This is a genomic window from Sphaerotilus montanus (genome assembly GCF_013410775.1).
In the GTDB taxonomy this organism is placed as follows: Bacteria; Pseudomonadota; Gammaproteobacteria; order Burkholderiales; family Burkholderiaceae_C; genus Sphaerotilus; species Sphaerotilus montanus.
Window position 1 is genome coordinate 3,333,473 of sequence record NZ_JACCFH010000001.1, and the last position, 17,203, is coordinate 3,350,675.

Annotated in this window: 9 protein-coding genes; 4 read left to right on the top strand and 5 right to left on the bottom strand. The window is 72.2% G+C overall.

Going from position 1 to position 17,203, the window contains the following annotated elements; genetic code table 11:
• The 4 genes from BDD16_RS15255 to BDD16_RS15270 all read right to left on the bottom strand — a co-directional run bounded on the left by BDD16_RS15255 (nucleotide 1) and on the right by BDD16_RS15270 (nucleotide 7,711).
• Complete coding sequence (locus BDD16_RS15255; protein WP_179634733.1) at nucleotides 1-1,716, bottom strand: preprotein translocase subunit SecA; 1,716 nt, start codon at nucleotides 1,714-1,716, stop codon at nucleotides 1-3.
• A 2-nt stretch (nucleotides 1,717-1,718) separates the two neighbouring features.
• Nucleotides 1,719-3,893 (bottom strand): PqqD family peptide modification chaperone, encoded by a 2,175-nt coding sequence (locus BDD16_RS15260; RefSeq protein ID WP_179634734.1) that lies wholly within the window; start codon nucleotides 3,891-3,893, stop codon nucleotides 1,719-1,721.
• Nucleotides 3,886-5,331 (bottom strand): efflux RND transporter periplasmic adaptor subunit, encoded by a 1,446-nt coding sequence (locus tag BDD16_RS15265; protein WP_179634735.1) that lies wholly within the window; start codon nucleotides 5,329-5,331, stop codon nucleotides 3,886-3,888. The genes BDD16_RS15260 and BDD16_RS15265 overlap by 8 nt, the downstream gene beginning before the upstream one ends.
• A 148-nt stretch (nucleotides 5,332-5,479) precedes the next feature.
• Nucleotides 5,480-7,711: a PhoX family protein gene (locus BDD16_RS15270; RefSeq protein WP_179634736.1), complete on the bottom strand. Its 2,232-nt coding sequence runs from the start codon at nucleotides 7,709-7,711 to the stop codon at nucleotides 5,480-5,482.
• 151 nt (nucleotides 7,712-7,862) lie between these two features.
• On the opposite strand from BDD16_RS15270, the gene BDD16_RS15275 reads away from it, so the two are divergent.
• Nucleotides 7,863-8,102, top strand: a complete 240-nt coding sequence (locus tag BDD16_RS15275; protein WP_218897826.1) for a hypothetical protein — start codon at nucleotides 7,863-7,865, stop codon at nucleotides 8,100-8,102.
• Between the two features lie 19 nt (nucleotides 8,103-8,121).
• On the opposite strand, the gene BDD16_RS15280 is transcribed toward BDD16_RS15275, so the two are convergent.
• Complete coding sequence (locus tag BDD16_RS15280) at nucleotides 8,122-10,473, bottom strand: UvrD-helicase domain-containing protein (RefSeq protein WP_246332566.1); 2,352 nt, start codon at nucleotides 10,471-10,473, stop codon at nucleotides 8,122-8,124.
• Between the two features lie 230 nt (nucleotides 10,474-10,703).
• On the opposite strand from BDD16_RS15280, the gene BDD16_RS15285 reads away from it, so the two are divergent.
• The 3 genes from BDD16_RS15285 to BDD16_RS15295 are packed head-to-tail and all read left to right on the top strand — an operon-like array spanning nucleotide 10,704 to nucleotide 17,097.
• Nucleotides 10,704-16,040 carry a discoidin domain-containing protein gene (locus BDD16_RS15285; protein WP_179634739.1) on the top strand — a complete coding sequence of 1,779 codons (5,337 nt, stop codon included), beginning with the start codon at nucleotides 10,704-10,706 and terminating at the stop codon, nucleotides 16,038-16,040.
• Nucleotides 16,037-16,522, top strand: coding sequence for a hypothetical protein (locus tag BDD16_RS15290; RefSeq protein ID WP_179634740.1), 486 nt, complete (start codon nucleotides 16,037-16,039; stop codon nucleotides 16,520-16,522). Before BDD16_RS15285 ends, BDD16_RS15290 begins: the two co-directional genes overlap by 4 nt.
• Nucleotides 16,519-17,097, top strand: a complete 579-nt coding sequence (locus BDD16_RS15295) for an SCO family protein (RefSeq protein WP_179634741.1) — start codon at nucleotides 16,519-16,521, stop codon at nucleotides 17,095-17,097. The genes BDD16_RS15290 and BDD16_RS15295 overlap by 4 nt, the downstream gene beginning before the upstream one ends.
• The last annotated feature ends 106 nt before the right edge of the window (nucleotides 17,098-17,203 follow it).

Sequence of the window (17,203 nt, forward strand, 5' to 3'; positions counted from 1 at the left end):
TCAGTCGCCCGGGGCGAGCCGGTCGAGACGCTGGCGGACGAGGTCGTCGCCCAGGCGCAGGCGGCGGCGTTCGTCGGCCGCCCGGGCCTCGCGGGCGCGCTGGCGCAGGCGCCAGGCCACATCGCGCCAGGCCCCGAGCGCACTGACGGTGTACAGCGAGCGGGGCGCACCGACCCGCCAGTGTTCGACGCTGCCGGGATCGCCCTGCCGGGCGCAGCGGCCGAAGAGCTGCTCGTCCAGGCGGCGTGCCGGGTTGTCCTGGCAGTTCAGCACGTGCAGACCGCCGGCCTGGGCGGCGCGCGGGTGCAGGCGGATGTCCACGCCGCGGCCCGCCATGCGGGTGGCCACGGTGATGCGGCCGGGCTGGCCCGCCTCGGAAATCAGCGTCGCTTCGAGGGCATCCTGCCGCGCGTCCAGGCATTGCAGCGGCATCGGCGCCGCGCCGGCCGCGAACGCTGCCTCGAAGGCCGCGACCAGCTGCAGCGACTGCGGCACGCCATCGGTGCCGATCAGCACGGGGCGGCCGAGCCGGGCCAGCGCCAGCGCCCGTTCGACCACCGCCCGGTCGCGGGCCGCCTCGTCGGCGAACCAGCGGTTCGGGCCGCGTTCGCGGCGGGGCGGCGCATGCGGCGGAATGCGCGTGACCCGCAGGCCGTAGAGCCGGTGCAGCTCGTGGCGCTGGTCGTGCAGTGTGGCGCTGGTGCCGCCGATCAGGCGGTAGCGGCGCAGGAAGTGGCTGTAGGTGGTGCGGGCGGCGCTTTCGGTGGGCGGCGGTGGCGGGCAGCCTTCTTTCAGGCAGACCAGCTCGTGCAGGCCGTTCGACCACATCCGCCCGGTGGCGATGCGGCCGGTCACGGGATCGATCAGGCGGAGCTGGCCATGGCGCACCAGGTAGTCGCGCTGCGGCTGCAGCAGGTGCGTGGCGACCAGCGCCAGGCGCACGAGTTCCTCGCGGTGCAGCCGGTGGCGCCACAGCCGCGCGAGGCCAGTGCAGAGCGTGTCCAGCCGCTGCGCACCGGCGGGGGTCAGCGCGGCATCGCGGGCGACCGGCTGCAGCTCGAAGTCGCGTCCGGGCTGCAGCCGGGCGGCCAGATCAAGCGCGGTGCCCAGCTGCGACAGGCGCTCGCCGGCCTCGCCGTGGCGGGCCAGCACCAGGGGCATCACGGCCTCGTCGAGCAGGATGCTGTCGGCCTCGTCGATCAGGGCCGCGTCGAACGCGGACACGGTCGCGGCGGCATCGTCGTCGGGGGTCTGGGTGAGCGCGCGGGCGTGTGCGCTCAGGCGGGCGTCCCGCGCCGAGGCGGACCAGGCCGAGCGGCCGGCCACCTGGTCGCGCAGGCTGTCGAAGACCAGCTCCCGCGCGCTGACGTACACCACGTCGGCGCGGTAGGCCGCGGCGCGTTCGGCCGCGGTGTGCTCGGCGCTGACGGCCGCCACGCGCAGGCCGAGCCGCGCGTACCAGCCGTGCAGCTGCCGGGCATCCCGCGTGGCGAGGTAGTCGTTGGCGGTGAGCAGGTGCACGCTGCGGCCGCGCAGGGCCAGCAGCGCCGCGGCCAGCGCGAGCGCGAGGGTCTTGCCTTCGCCGGTGGCGAGTTCGGCCAGGCGGCCCTCGACCAGCGCCTGTGCCGCGAGCCACTGGTTCGGGCGCGGCACCAGCCCGAGCGCCTCGCGGCAGGTGGCGTCGAGGCGGGTCTTCAGCGCGGCGTTGGTGTCCATCGTCAGTCGCGCGCCTGGAACTGGCCGAGGAAGGTCTGCCGCAGCCAGCGCCCCAGTTGCCACGCGGCCGAGCGCGGCGCGAACGCGAAGCGCACCCACACGCGGCTGCCGACCCGCTCGCCCAGCGGCTGGTCGCTGGCGAGTTCGAGCACCGACACCGGGTCGCGGCTGGTCAGCCCCTGCGGGTCGGTCGGATCGGTGACGACCTGACCGCCGCCGGTGTCGCCGAGGCTGCGGGTCGGCAGGCGCCGGGTGGCCGACGGCAGGGTGGTGGTGCGCAGACGGGCGCCGAGCCGGTCGGCCGGCCGGTCGCTGCGGCGCAGCGTGATGCCCTGCAGGCTGTCCTGCACCAGCAGCGCATCCTCGTGTGGCAGCACCACCTGCAGCGTCCGGTTGTCGTCCGGGCGGACATGGCCGAGCGTGTCGCCGCGTTCCAGCCAGCGCCCGCCGAGCCGGGGCGCGTCGTCCAGCACCAGCGTGCCGGCGCGCGGCGCGCGCACGGCCAGTCCGGCGATCTCCGTGTCGAGCTGCTGGCGCTGGGCGCGCAGGGCGCCGGCCTGCTGCTGCAGCGCGGCGGCCTGGCCCGGGTCGCGGGCGAGGGCATCGAATCGGCGCGCGTCCAGCCCGGCGAGCTGTTCGTCCAGCGCGGCGCGGCGGCTGGTCAGGCGGTCGTCGGCGAGCGGGAGCACCACGTCGCCCGCGGCCACGCGGCGGCTGGCCGACGCCGGCGGGGTGGTGACGAAGCCGGCGGTCTGCGGCCGGATCCAGGCCGACTCCGGCAGCCAGACCACGCCCTGCGCGGTGGTGGCGTGCGGCAGCGGCCAGAAGAAGAACAGCGCCAGCATGGCCGCCGCGATCAGCGCCACCCGCCCCATGGCGACCCGGCGCACCGACGCCGCCAGCATCGGCGCCTGGAGCTGCCGCCACAGCTCCAGCAGCGGTGCGCCCACCACCAGCCCGCCCAGCACGGCGGCCGCCGCCAGCCCCAGCCCCGCGTGCACGCTCCCCAGCCAGCGCACGATCAGCAGGCCGAGCCCGGCGCGGTAGAGCCACGACAGCGGTGCATAGGCGATCAGCCAGCCCCGCTCGCCCGGCGCGCAGGCCGGTGCGGGGGCGGCGTGTCCGGGGCCGTTGACCAGCCGGCTGCCGACACGCAGCCACCAGCGCCGCGAGCGCGCCGCCAGATTCGGCAGGTCCAGCGCGTCGCACAGGGCGTGGTAGCCGTCCATGCGCAGCAGCGGGTTGCCATTGACCAGCAGGCTCGACACCGCGCCCAGGAAAAGCACGACAAAGGCCAGGTCGTGCAGCAGGCCGTTCTGCGTGTGCTGCCAGACCACCAGCGCGCCGGCGGCCATCGCCAGCTCCGCCATGATCCCCGCCAGGCTGACCAGCAGCCGCTGGCCCCGGCTCGCCAGCGCGCTGGCGGCGCGGGCGTCCACATGGGGCACCGGCGTGAACAGCACCATCGTCAGCCCGAAGGCGCGCACCTCGCCGCCGAAGCGGTGGATGGCCAGCGCGTGCGCGGTCTCGTGCAGCAGCTTCATCACCGGGTAGACGGCCCAGAGCAGGCCGAGGTGGTGCGGGCTGCTCAGCCAGTGGCGCCCGTGGGCGGACAGGGCCGGCCAGTCGGCCAGCGCCGCCAGCCCGGCCGCGGCCACCGCCAGCGCCCACAGCACCAGCAGCGCGGGCTGGAGCACCGGGTGCAGCCCGTGTTCCAGCCACCGCACCAGCCGCGACGGATCGCCCAGCGTCACCTGGAAAGCCAGCGGATTGGCCGCGCTGACGAGCGACCGCGGCCGCGGTGGCTGCCAGTCGTGGTCGGGGCGGGACGGACCCGCCGCCGCGGCATCGATCGGCGCCTGCAGCAGACCCGCCTGCTGCAGGTGCGCGAGCAGGTCGATCACCTCGGCCTGGGTCGGCGCGTCGTCGCCCTGTTCATCGAGCAGCGTCTCCCACAGCCGCTGCACCGTGCGTTCGCCGTTGCAGCGCCCGACCAGGGCCCAGGCGGCGGCGTCCAGCCGGTGGGTGCGCTGCGACACGCCATCGGTGAGCAGCATCCAGCGCTCGCCCCGCGTGGTCTGGCGCTGCAGGCGGACGTGGCCACGCAGCCGTGGCTTCAGTGGCGCGACACGGTACCAGTGCGGGTGCAGCAGGGCATCGGAGGGGAAGTCAGCCATTCCAGCGCCACCACTGCAGGCGCAGCCAGTCGGCCACCCGGCTGCCCAGCGCCACCAGCCGGCTCTGCCGCCCGACTTCGATGCGGGCGACCCCCGTCAGTCCGGGGCGCAGGACCGACGCGCCAGCCTGTGCGCCGGGCTGCAGCCGGGCCTCGACCTCGAACACGTTCGCGCCCTCCACCACGTGTGCTGCCGGCTGCACCCGCTCCACCTGCAGCGCCAGCGTGTCCCACGGCAGTGCCGACAGCGCCAGCCGCGCCGGCTGTCCGGGCCGCACGGCGTCGATGTCGCGTTCGTCGATCTCGATCACCACCCGCGGCGCCTGGTCCGGCATCAGGCGCATGAGCGTGTCGCCGCGCCGCACCGGCATGCCGACCGAGCGCGTCAGGTCGCCCTCCAGCACCAGTGCATCCATCGGGGCCTCGATGCGCGTGCGGCCGAGTTCGCGCCGCACCTGCTGCAGCTGCGCGCCGACCTCGTCGCTGCGGGCGAGCTGCACGCCCATCTGCGCCCGGTCCGAGCGGGCGAGGGCGGCCATGTAGGCGTTCTGGTGCCGGGCGATCTCGCTTTCCAGGCGGCGGGCATCGACTTCCAGGTCCTGCGGTGCCAGTTCCAGCAGCGGCTGCCCGGCGCGTACCTGGTCGCCCGGTCGGGCGTGGACCGCCTGCAGGAAGCCGTCGGCGGGCGCCGTGAGACTGCGCTCCTGCTGGCCATCCAGCCGTGCCCGGCCCCCGAGTTCGTGCGTGACCGGCCACAGCAGCCACCCGGCCGCGAGCATGGCCAGACCGCCGCCCAGCCCGCGGCGCAGCCGGGACGACCGCTGCCAGCGCTGCGACACGTGCTGGGTGGCGCGTTGCCACAGTGGCTGTTCGTGGCGGTGCAGCAGGTCGAGCCACGGCGCCATCAGCGCGAGCTGGTGCGCCAGGGTCTCGGGGTCGAAGCGGGCGAGTGCCTGCGGGTCGCGCCAGCACAGCGTGAGGGCGCCGACGACGCGGCCGCAGGCGTGCAGCGGCAGGCTGGCGACCGCGCCCAGGTCACCGCCTGCGGGCTGGACCAGCGCGGCATGGGCCAGCGTGATGCGGGGCGGGCTGCCAGCAGGCTCCGGACAGCGCACCAGCCCCCCCTGGTCGATGCACTCGTCCATCGCGGCCTCGAACGCGCGTGTCGCCCGCACCGCGCCGGCCTCGTCCCCCAGCGCGCCAGGGTTGGAGACGGCCCGCAGGTGGCTGCGCTGCCGCTGCCACCAGCCCAGCGCCACCTGGGCACAGCCGAAGCTGGCGGCCAGGTCTGAAACAAGTTGTATTCCTGCCGGACCGAAGCGGTCCTGCGACATCAGGCTGGCTTGCCAGGCGACGAGCTGCGTCAGCGCGGGCGGGCCATTGGTGTTCGCGGGATCACGTGCCGTGGTGGTGCGGTGGTCGGACAGGGAACGCGTCATGGCAAACCGCCGGGCAGGACCCGGCGGTTGAGAAGTGCGAAAAATCGGGCCAACCCATTCTAAAGGTGTGAAATACATCACAACCTTTGCATTGCCTTGCGAAACGGGAAAGAACCGTTTCGCAGGCTGGCCGCCCGATTCCCGACACTCAGGTGCCGATGCGTCCGCCGTCGTTCTTCGTGATGACGATGGTGGCCGAGCGGGGACGCTTGCCAGCGCCGTAGCCGGCGTTCGACGGCCACTGGCTGGTGTACTTCGTCGGGTCGGCGATGTCGGCCATCTTCGTGCCTTCACCCGGGTGCTGGATGTTGATGAACATCGTCTTGCCGTCCGGTGTCTCGACCAGACCGGTGATCTCGCAGTCCTTCGGGCCGACCAGGAAGCGCTTGAGCGTGTCGGCGGTCGGCGCCTTGCCGATGAAGGTGTCGACGCTCAGCGCGGAGCTGTGCGGCAGCGTCTTCTTCGTGCCATCGCCGACCGTGCCGGGAATGCCGGCCAGCATCATGCAGTTGGTCACGTCGGTGTAGGCGCCGTCGTCGGTCTGGATCCAGCAGATGCCGGTCGACTTGCTGAACACCAGGCCGTCCGGGCTGGAGAAGTCCTGGTCAGCAGTCAGGTTCGACAGGTTCACCAGGCCGGTGTCCGCGTCCGACTGGGCGCCGAACACGTACACGTCCCAGGTGAAGGTCAGGGCGGCGGCGCTGCCACCGGCATCCTTGAGGCGCAGGATGTGGCCGTTCGGGTTGCCTTGCTGCGAGGTCGTGCCCTTCATGTCCGTGTAGGCGCGCGGGTTGGCGCTGTCCGGGGCGAGCTGGGTGCTGCTGCCGGCGGTCGGGGCGACGCGGCGGTTGCTGTTGTTGGTCAGCGTGAAGTAGACCTCGCCGGACGTCGGGTGCGTTGCGCACCACTCCGGGCGGTCCATCTTCGTGGCGCCGACGGCGTCACCGGCCAGGCGGCTGTTGACGCGGATGTCGGCTTCGTCGGCGAAGGCGTAGGCGGTGTAGGTGGTCGGGATGGTGGCCTTGCTCAGCTCGATCCACTGGCCGGTGCCGTCGGCGGCGAACTTGGCGACATAGAGCTTGCCGTTGTCCAGGTACTTGGCGCCGGTGGCCAGGCGGTCGGTCGGGTTGGCGTCGGCGGCGGACCAGGCGGTGTCGGAGACGAACTTGTAGATGTACTCGTTGCGCGCGTCGTCGCCCATGTAGACGGCCAGCTTCTCGCCCGCCTTCGGCAGCGAGAATGCGGCGCTTTCGTGCGCAAAGCGGCCCAGGCCGGTGCGCTTGACCATGCGGCTCGTCGCCTTGTAGGGGTCCATCTCGACGATGTAGCCCATGCCGTTCAGCTCGTTGCGGTAGTCGTCGGTGCCGTCGGCCGAGGTGCCGGTCTTGGCATTGATCCAGCGGGCGTAGATGTCGGCGGTGCCGGCGGTTTCCCAGCCGTGGCGCGACGCGGCGCCTTCGGCGCGGCCATAGCGGTTCAGCGCGACGACCGACTTGTCGTTGCCGCGGGCCAGGTTGTCGCCGGCCGGACGGGTGAAGTAGCCGAACCAGTTCTCTTCGCCGGACAGGAAGCTGCCCCACGGCGTCTTGCCGGTGCCGCAGTTGTTCAGCGTGCCGCGGGTGCGGGTGCCGTCGATCGAGTACTTGGTCTTCAGCAGCGTGTGGCCTTTGGCCGGGCCGCTGATGTCGACTTCGGTCAGCGCGGTGATGCGGCGGTTGAAGGCCGAGTTCTGGACATAGGCCCAGGCGCTGCCGGTCTTCTTCATCTCGACGACCGAGACGCCGTGGATGGCGACTTCCTTGTCCACTTCGGTGGCCGGACGCGGCAGGGTCTTGGTGCCACCGTTGGCGTGCAGGAAGAACGACGACAGCGTCTCGTCGGTCGTGGCTTCGTGGTTCATGGCGATCAGGCCACGGTCCGAGGCGGTGGTCGAGGCCGAGCCATCGCTGCCCAGGCTGAACCACTCCATGCCGTCGTGGTGGTCGCCGGCGCGGTTGCCGTAGTCGGTGTCGGTGCCGTCGTTCTTGTAGGCAGCGGTCGAGGCGGTCAGCGGATCGCCGAGCGCGTAGACGACAGTGGCGGTGTAGCCGGCGGCCAGCGTGACCTTGTCGGCCATGCCCTTGGGCACGGCGGTGAAGCCGAGCTTGGACAGCGCGCCGGTGTCGACCACAGGCGTCGCCACGGCGTCATCACCACCGCCGCAAGCGGCCAGACCGAGGCTGCCGAAGACGGCGGTGGCGGCCGTGCCCACGCCACTGCGCAGCAGGCCACGGCGGCTCAGCCGTGCGTCGAGCACCGAGGAGAAATGCGGGTTGGCGCTGGTGTTGCTGTCTTCTTCGGCGCGGGCGGCGAGGTGGCTGAGGTCGATGGGCTGTTGCATGGGTGCTCCGTGGCGCGTGGCAGAAATTGTGACTTTCCGCATCCTCTGCGGCCACTGTGAAATCCGCATGACAGCATCAAGGCAGATCGGTGACAGCCTGTCCGCCGGACAATGGACGCCTGTTCCACTGCTGCCCCGGGCCACCACTGCCATGACTGTCGACGCGCGCACTGCTGCTTCCACCTCTTCCTTGCCAGGCCGACGTCTGGCCGGTGCCGCCGTGCTGGCGGCCACGTTCGCCCTGGGCGGCTGCGGCGTGATGGCCGTGGCCGGTGCCACCGCCGGGGCCGCGATCTCCATCACGGGGGCGGTCGTCTCCACCGGCGTCAAGGTCACCGGCAAGGTGATCGAGAAGACGATCGATGTGGTGACGCCGTCCAGCGGCGACTGATCTCGCCGCCAGAGGCCGATCAGTCGATCGGCGTCAGCTTGGCGACGCTGAGCGCCAGCCACTTGGTGCCGTGGCGGCCGAAATTGACCTGGGCGCGGGCGTCGGCTCCCTTGCCTTCCAGCGCCAGCACCACGCCCTCGCCGAACTTGTTGTGGAAGACCGCCTGTTTCGGCCGCAGACCATGGCCGGAGGACTCGGCCGCACTGCGCGCCATCGCCGCCGGCACGGGAGATGCCCACGAGGGCGGTGGTGCCGGTGCCGGTGTCCACGCCGGCCGTGACGGCGCGCCGTAGCCGCCACCAAAGCCCGCACCCGACCCGAAGGCCTGCCGCTTCGGCGTGAGCCACTTCAGCGCTTCCTCGGGCAGCTCGTCCAGGAAGCGGCTCTTCACGTTGTAGCGCGTCTGGCCGTGCAGCATGCGCGTCTGGCTGTGGCTGATGTAGAGCCGCTGGCGGGCGCGGGTGATCGCGACGTACATCAGCCGGCGCTCTTCCTCCAGCCCGTCGGCCTCGGTGACCGAGTTCTCGTGCGGGAACAAGCCTTCTTCCAGCCCGGTGATGAAGACCGCGTCGAACTCCAGCCCCTTGGCGGCGTGGACCGTCATCATCTGCACGGCGTCCTGCCCGGCCTGCGCCTGGTTGTCACCGGCTTCCAGCGCGGCGTGGGTCAGGAAGGCGGCCAGCGGTGACAGGATCTCGCCCGTCTCCGCGTCCGGCAGCAGCTCGCTGGCCGTCGGTCCGGTCTGGCCCATCTCGTCCACCGGCAGCGCCACCGCGTCCTTGCCGAAGCCCTCGATCGTGACAAACGCTTCCGCCGCGTTGACGAGTTCCTCCAGGTTCTCGATGCGGTCCTGGCCTTCCTTCTCGGTGCGGTAGAAGTCGATCAGCCCGCTGGCGGCGAGCACCTGCTCGATGATCACGCGCAGCGTCTGGCCCTGGGTGCTGGCGCGCAGGCCGTCGATCAGGCGGTTGAAGGCGGCGACCTTGGCGCCCGCCGTGCCACCCAGGCCGCTGACGCCCTGGTACAGGCTGCGGCCGCTGGCGCGGGCGACCTCCTGCAACTGCTCGACCGAGCGCGTGCCGATGCCGCGGGCGGGGAAGTTGACGACACGCAGGAAGCTGGTGTCGTCGTTCGGGTTCTCGATCAGGCGCAGGTAGGCCAGCGCGTGTTTCACCTCGGCGCGCTCGAAGAAGCGCAGGCCGCCATACACGCGGTAGGGCACGCCCGCATTGAACAGCGCCGATTCGATCACCCGCGACTGCGCATTGCTGCGGTAGAGCAGGGCGCATTCCGAGCGCGCCATGCCACCCCGGTGCAACTGCTGCAGCTCCTCCAGCAGCCACGCCGCTTCCGCGAAATCGCTCGTCGCTTCGTAGATCCGCACCGGCTCGCCCGGCCCGGCCTCGGTGCGCAGGTTCTTGCCCAGCCGCCCGGTGTTGCGCGAGATCAGCGCGTTGGCGGAGTCGAGGATGTTGCCGAAGCTGCGGTAATTGCGTTCCAGCTTGATCAGCCTGGCGACCCGGAACTCGCGCTCGAAGTCGGCCATGTTGCCCACGCGGGCGCCGCGGAAGGCGTAGATGCTCTGGTCGTCATCGCCGACGGCGAACACCGCGCATGGCACATCCCCCTGCGCCGGATCGCCCGCGAACATCTTCAGCCAGGCGTACTGCAGCCGGTTGGTGTCCTGGAACTCGTCGACCAGGATGTGCTGGAAGCGGTGGCGGTAGTGCTGGCGCAGCGCGGCATCGTCGCGCATCAGCTCGTAACTGCGCAGCATCAGCTCGGCGAAGTCGACCACGCCCTCGCGCTGGCACTGGTCCTCGTAGGCCTGGTAGATCTCGGCGAGCTTCTGGCTGTGCGGGTCGTGCACGTCCACGTCCTTCGGGCGCTTGCCTTCTTCCTTGGCGCCGGCGATGAACCAGGCGACCTGCTTCGGGACAAACCGCTCCTCGTCGAGCTTCATGCCCTTGATGACCCGCTTGACCGCGCTGAGCGAGTCGCCGCTGTCGAGGATCTGGAACGACTGCGGCAGGCCGGCCTGTTTCCAGTGCGCGCGCAGGAAGCGGTTGCACAGGCCGTGGAAGGTGCCGATCCACATGCCGCGCACATTGAACGGGAGCATCGCGCCGAGCCGCGTGAGCATCTCCTTGGCGGCCTTGTTCGTGAAGGTCACCGCCATCAGCCCGCCCGGCGAGACCTGGCCGGTCTGCAGCAGCCAGGCGATGCGGGTGGTCAGCACACGGGTCTTGCCCGATCCGGCGCCCGCCAGGATGAGCCCCGGCTCGGGCGGCAGCGTGACCGCGGCGAGCTGTTCGGGGTTGAGGTTGGCGAGCAGGCGGGACGACACCGGCGCGGCGGGGTCGTGGGGCATCGGGGAGTCCGGGGATTCGTGCATCGGGAAATTCTACGTGGCGGGTCTGAATGGCCCGGTCATCGGGCGGCCGATGGCCCGCAACTGCACAAGTCGGGCGGACACGGGCGGTTCCGGTGTGGCGGACACCTGCGAATGCGGGTGCGCACGGCGCCGCCGGCAGGGTGTTCATTTCGTACCATTAAACACAATTAGAAACAAATAGCCGCGCCGCCGCCGGCTCCGCCACCATGAACCTTCCGTGCTCTTCCTGGCGCCTGCCGAGGCGCATGCTGCTGCTGACCGCCACGGCGGCACTGCTGGCGTGCAACAGCGAGGAGCCTGACGCGACCAACGCGACCGGGACGGCATCGACCACCGCACCGCTGGTCCGCCGCCAGGCGCTGGCCGCCGTGCAGCCGAATCTGGCGCGCTGGTCGGCGGTCAAGACCTTGCCGCTGGTGCCGGTGTCGGCGGCCAACCTGCCGGACGGGCGGCTGCTGATGTGGTCGGCCGAGGAGAAGTTCAGCTTCGGCGGGTCGGGCCGCACCTACAGCCTGACCTTCGATCCACGCAGTGAGGCGGTGTCGGAGCGGCTGGTGTCCGAGACCGGCCACGACATGTTCTGCCCCGGCACGACCAACCTCGCCGACGGGCGGATCCTGGTCAACGGCGGGCTGGATTCCGCCAAGACCTCGATCTTCAACCCTGCCACCGGCATGTGGACGGCCGGCGCGCTGATGAACATCCCGCGCGGCTACCAGGCCAACACGCTGCTGCCGGACGGTGGCGTGCTGACGCTGGGCGGCTCGTGGAGCGGTGGCGTCGGCAACAAGCATGGGGAGGTCTGGACCGAGGCGGGTGGCTGGCGGCGCCTGAGCGGGGTGCCGATCGACTCCTTCCTCTCGCCCGACCCGTCGCGCAACTTCGGTGGTGACTCGCATTTCTGGCTGATCCCTGCCGGCAACGGCCGTGTCTTCCACGCCGGTCCCGGCGTCAACATGCACTGGATCGACGCCCGCGGCACCGGCTCGGTCACCCCCGCCGGACGGCGTGGCGACGACGAGTTCAGCGTCAGCGGCAACACGGTGATGTACGACGCCGGCAAGGTGCTCAAGACCGGCGGCGGCCCCGGCTACGACAGCGTCCAGGCCAATGCCAACAGCTACGTGATCGACCTGAACGGCGGCGTCACGGTGCGCAAGCTGCCGCCGATGGCCTACCGGCGGGCCTTCCACAACAGCGTGGTGCTGCCGAACGGGCAGGTGGTCATCCTCGGCGGCCAGACCTTCGCGGTCGGCTTCTCGGACGCCAACTCGGTGCTCGCGCCCGAACTCTGGGATCCCGAGACCGAGGCGTTCACGACGCTGCCCGCGATGGCCGTGCCGCGCAACTACCACAGCGTCGCGCTGCTGCTGCCCGATGGCCGCGTGCTGTCGGCGGGGGGCGGGCTGTGCGGCGCAGGCTGCGCGGCCAACCACCCGGACCTGCAGATTCTCAGTCCGCCCTACCTGTCCAATGCCGACGGCACGCCTGCCGTCCGCCCGGTCATCACCGCCGCGCCGACCGTGGCCGGCCATGGCCAGACCATCGAGGTCACGACCGACAGCGCGGTGAGCGCGTTCGCGCTGGTGCGCCAGTCGTCGACCACCCACACCGTCAACAACGACCAGCGCCGCTTGCCGCTGGCCTTCCGCGCGCTGGGCGGCAACCGCTACGCGGTGGACGTGCCGACCAATGGCGGCCTGGCACTGCCGGGCCAGTGGATGCTGTTCGCGCTGAACGCGGCCGGCACGCCCTCGGTGTCCACGCTGCTGCGCCTGACGCTGGACGGCAGCCCGCAGCTCGCGCCCGTCACCGACCAGGCGTCGACCACCGCCGGCCCGGTCGGCTTCACGCCGCAGGTCACGCTGCCCGCGGGCACGGTCGCCAGCTGGCGCGCCACCGGCTTGCCGGCCGGCACCACCATCGATCCGGTCACCGGCCGCATCAGCGGCACGCCCACCACCGCCGGCACCTTCCGCGTCACGGTCTTCGCCAGCGCCGGCGGGCGCACCGTCTCGACCGACTTCGTCTGGACCATCAGCCACCCGGCCGCCACCCGCTACGTGCGGCTGGAGGCGCTGTCCGAGGTCAATGGCAACCCGTGGTCGTCCGCGGCCGAGATCGAGCTGCTCGGCGCCGACGGCCGCCCGCTGCCCCGCACCGGCTGGACCGCCACCGCCGACAGCGCCGAGACGGCCGGCGAGGATGGCCGCGCCGCCAACGTCCTCGATGGCAACCCGGCCACGATCTGGCACACCACCTGGAGTGCGTCGACCGCGCCGATGCCGCACTGGATCGTGCTCGACCTGCAGCGCGGCACCGAGGTCACCGGCCTGCGCTACCTGCCGCGCAGCAACATGCCCAACGGCACCATCCGCCAGTTCCGGGTCCTGCTCAGCGCCGATGGCGTCAACTGGGGCCCGCCGGTGGCCAGCGGCGATTTCACGCAGCTGGATGCCAGCGCGACGGCCGAGAAGACCGTCCACTTCGAGAACGTCGCCCGTGGCCGCGCCGCGGGCCAGTCCTCGCAGTTCGACGTGGGCGCCGCCGGTCGCGCGGTCGATGGCAACACCGATGGCAACTGGGCGGGCAACTCGGTGTCCCACACCCAGTCCGAGGCGAACGCGTGGTGGGCGGTCGATCTCGGCCGCGCGCACGACCTGCACGCCATCCGGCTCTGGAACCGCACCGACTGCTGCGCCGACCGGCTGACGAACTTCCACGTCTTCGCCTCCGACACGCCGATGACCGGCCGCACGCTGGCCGCGCTGCTGGCCGACACCACCGTCTGGCGCCGCAGCGTCACGACCACCGCGCCGCGCGCCCTGCGCCTGGACGCGCTCGGCGCCCGCGGCCGCCACGTGCGGGTGCAGCTGGCCGGCACCAGCTTCCTGCAGCTCGCCGAGGTCGAGGTCCATGGCCGACCTGCGGCCGACACGCCGCCACCGGTCACGCTGCCGACGCTGCAGCCCGTGACCGTGGCGCCGGTCGCGGCGGGCGGCACCGTGTCGTGGACCGCGGCGCCCTCGCTGGCCGGCACCTACACCTACCAGTGGGATTTTGGCGATGGCACGCCCGTGAGCGCCTGGTCCGCGTCGCCGAGCGCCAGCCACGCCTTTGCGGCAGCCGGCGTCTACACCGTCACCGCCACGCTGCGCACCACCGATGGCCGCACGACGACCCGCTCGTTCTGGCAGGTGGTGCAGGGCACGACGGGGCAGGGCGGTCGCTCGACCTCGCCGGTGCTGGTGGAAAACCGCACCGGCGCCACGCCGCGGCTGTGGAGCGTCAACCCGGACCACGGCAGCGTCAGCGTCTTCGATCTGGCGATGAACACCCGCGTGGCGATCCTCCCGGTCGGCGCCCAGCCGCGCACGCTGGCGCTGGCGCCGGACGGTCGCATCTGGGTGGCGAACCAGGAGAGCGCCTCGCTGAGCATCGTCTCGCCGACGACGCTGGCGGTGGTGCAGACGGTGCTGCTGCCGCGGGCCTCGCAGCCCTACGGCGTGCTGGTCCGCGCGGACGGCACGGCGCTGGTGTCGCTGGAGGCCAGCGGACGGATCGCCCAGGTGTCGGCGGCGGGTGTGGTCGGCAACAGCGTCGACGTCGGCCCGAACGTGCGGCATCTGGCGCTGAACGCGGCGGGCACGCGCCTGCTGGCGACCCGCTTCATCACGCCGCCACTGCCCGGCGAAGGCACGGCGGCGGTGCAGACCAGCGTCGGCGGCGCGCCGAAGGGCGGCGAGCTGCTGGTGCTCGACCCGGCCACGCTGGCGCGCCAGTCGACCGTGGTGCTGCAGCACAGCGAACGCCCGGACACGACCGTCAGCAGCCGCGGCATCCCCAATTACCTCGGTGCGCCGGTGATCGCGCCCGACGGCCGCAGCGCCTGGGTGCCGTCCAAGCAGGACAACGTCCGGCGCGGCGCGCTGCGCGATGGCCTCGGCCTGACCTTCGAGACGACGGTGCGCGCCGTCAGCTCGGTCATCGACCTCGGCACGCTCACCGAAGCGACCGCCGCGCGCGTGGACCACGACAACGCCGGCGTGGCCAGCGCGGCGGCGTTCCACCCGACGGGGGCCTTCCTGTTCGTCGCGCTGGAGGCCAGCCGCCACATCGCAGTGGTCGATCCGGTCGGGCGGCGCGAGCTGTTCCGCTTCGACACGGGCCGCGCGCCGCAGGGCGTGGCGGTGTCGGCGGACGGGTTCACGCTCTATGTCCACCACTTCATGGACCGCAGCATCGGCGTGTTCGACCTGCGCCCGCTGCTGCAGCGCGGGGAAGCGGTGGTGCCCGCCACGGCGACGCTGGCGGCCACGGCCAGCGAAGTGCTGCCGGCGGCGGTGCTGCGCGGCAAGCAGCTGTTCTACGACGCCCGCGACCCGCGGCTGGCGCGCGACGGCTACATGAGCTGCGCCGCCTGCCACCACGACGGTGGCCACGACGGCCGCACCTGGGACTTCACCGGCCAGGGCGAGGGCCTGCGCAACACCATCAGCCTGCGCGGACGGGCCGGTGCACAGGGCCGGCTGCACTGGAGCGCCAACTTCGACGAGGTGCAGGACTTCGAGGGCCAGATCCGCGGCCTGCAACAGGGCACCGGCCTGATGAGCGACGCCCAGTTCGCCACCGGCACGCGCAGCCAGCCGCTGGGCGATGCCAAGGCCGGCGTCAGCACCGACCTGGACGCGCTGGCGGCCTATGTCGCCTCGCTGAGCACCCACGCGCCGACGCCGTACCGGCAGGCCGATGGCACGCTGACCCCCGACGCGGTGGCGGGCCGCGCGGTGTTCGCCGGCAAGTGCGCGAGCTGCCACGGCGGCGCCGATTTCACCGACAGCGCCTCCAGTCCGTTGCGCAACGTCGGCACGCTGAAAGCCTCCAGCGGCCAGCGCCTCGGCGCCACGCTGACGGGGCTGGACACCCCGACGCTGCGGGATGTCTGGTCAACCGCACCTTACCTGCACGATGGCGCGGCCGCCACCATCGAGGCCGCCGTGCAGGCGCACACCACGCTGTCGCCCGCGCTCACCGCCGCCGAGCTGGCGCAGGTCAGCGCCTATGTGCGCCAGATCGGCCGCGAGGAACCCACGGCGCCGACCCCGACCGGCGCCGGCACCGGCCTGCGCGGCGAGTACTTTGCCGGCACCGCGCTGGCCGGCACGCCGCTGCGCACCACCGCCGAGGCGGTCGACTTCAACTGGGACCGGGGCGCGCCGGCCGCGGGGGTGCCGGTCGACAACTTCTCGGTGCGCTGGAGCGGCTGGGTCGAGGCGCCGGAGACGGGCACCGTGGTGTTCCAGACGCGCTCGGACGACGGCGTGCGTGTCTGGGTCAATGGCGTGCAGGTCATCAGCAACTGGACCGACCACGGCGTGACCGACAACACCAGCGCCGCGGTCAGCATGGTGGCCGGACAGCGGCTGCGCATCGTCGTCGAATACTACGAGCGCGGCGGTCGTGCCGAGATCGCGCTGCGCTGGCGCTGGCCGGCCGCGAGCGTGTTCACCGCGGTGCCTGCGAACCGGCTGTACCTGCCGTGAGGCCGCGGCAGCGCGTGTCGCTCGCCGGCGCCGGCCTGGCGGCCCTGGTCGTCGCTGGCGCGTTGTTCTGGTCAGGGGAGCGGGCCGGGCCGGCGCAAGCCGGGCTGCAGGGGGCTGCGCTGTGGCGTGGCACGCTGCCGCTGACCGCCCGCATCGCCGGTCATGCGCACGCGCTGCCACCCGTGGCGGCGCGTTGCATCAACTGCCACGGCGGCGAGTCTGGTGCCTCCGCGTCCGCGTCGGCCGCGGGCCGTGATCCGCTGGACGGGGCCGCGCCCGTGCTGACAGCCCGCCATCTGCGCGAGCCGACGGCCCGGCGCGGCGGACCGCCTTCCCGCTATGACGCGGCCGCGTTCTGCACGCTGCTGCGGACCGGGGTCGATCCGGCCTCGGTGCTGCTGCCCCGCCACATGCCGCGCTACGAGATCACCGCGGCGGATTGCGACGCGCTGTGGATCCATCTGACCGGGATGCCCGCATGAACAGGGCGCGGCGGACGTTCCTGGGCGCGGCGGGTGCGGCACTGTGCTGGCCCGCGCCCGGGCTCCGGGCCCACGGCCTGCTCGGGCCGGTCTTGCCGGCGCTGGCCCTGCCAGCCGTCGAGGTGACCCTGCATGATGGCCGGCGCCTGCCGCTGGCCGCCGTGCTGCGGGGGCGGCCGACCGCGCTGCAGCTGATGTTCACCGGCTGCAGCGCGATCTGCCCGGTGCAGGGCGCCGTGTTCGCCGAGTTGCAGGCGGCGTTGCGGCGGGACGGTGCAGGCCGCGGACCGGCGGTCCAGCTGCTCTCGATCAGCATCGATGCACTGGGCGATGACGCACGCGCGCTCGCCGCCTGGCGTGCCCGGTTCGGGGCCGGGCCCGACTGGCGGGCCGCCGTGCCGGATGTGGCCGGTGTCGACCGGCTGCTGGACACCCTGCGCGGGCGCACGGCGGGTGCGGATCGCCACAGCACCCAGGTGTTCCTTCTTGACACGGCGGGTCGCCTGGTCTTCCGCTGTGCCGAACTGGCCTCGGCCGATGCGGTGGCTCAGGCGTTGCGCCAGAGCCGGACGTGATTCCGCACGCACCGCACCGGATGGCTGCCCGGTCGAAACACCGCGCACGAAAGTGATAAAAACGAATTTATTGTCACAAAACGTATCAAATTGTCGCGTTTGTGCT

Excerpts from the sequence above, each read along its gene's own strand:
- BDD16_RS15285 (WP_179634739.1), top strand. The coding sequence starts at position 10,704 with ATGAACCTTCCGTGCTCTTCCTGGCGCCTGCCGAGGCGCATGCTGCTG.
- BDD16_RS15275 (WP_218897826.1), top strand. The coding sequence starts at position 7,863 with ATGACTGTCGACGCGCGCACTGCTGCTTCCACCTCTTCCTTGCCAGGC.
- BDD16_RS15260 (WP_179634734.1), bottom strand. The coding sequence starts at position 3,893 with ATGGCTGACTTCCCCTCCGATGCCCTGCTGCACCCGCACTGGTACCGT.
- BDD16_RS15265 (WP_179634735.1), bottom strand. The coding sequence starts at position 5,331 with ATGACGCGTTCCCTGTCCGACCACCGCACCACCACGGCACGTGATCCC.
- BDD16_RS15270 (WP_179634736.1), bottom strand. The coding sequence starts at position 7,711 with ATGCAACAGCCCATCGACCTCAGCCACCTCGCCGCCCGCGCCGAAGAA.
- BDD16_RS15280 (WP_246332566.1), bottom strand. The coding sequence starts at position 10,473 with ATGCCCCACGACCCCGCCGCGCCGGTGTCGTCCCGCCTGCTCGCCAAC.
- BDD16_RS15255 (WP_179634733.1), bottom strand. The coding sequence starts at position 1,716 with ATGGACACCAACGCCGCGCTGAAGACCCGCCTCGACGCCACCTGCCGC.
- BDD16_RS15295 (WP_179634741.1), top strand. The coding sequence starts at position 16,519 with ATGAACAGGGCGCGGCGGACGTTCCTGGGCGCGGCGGGTGCGGCACTG.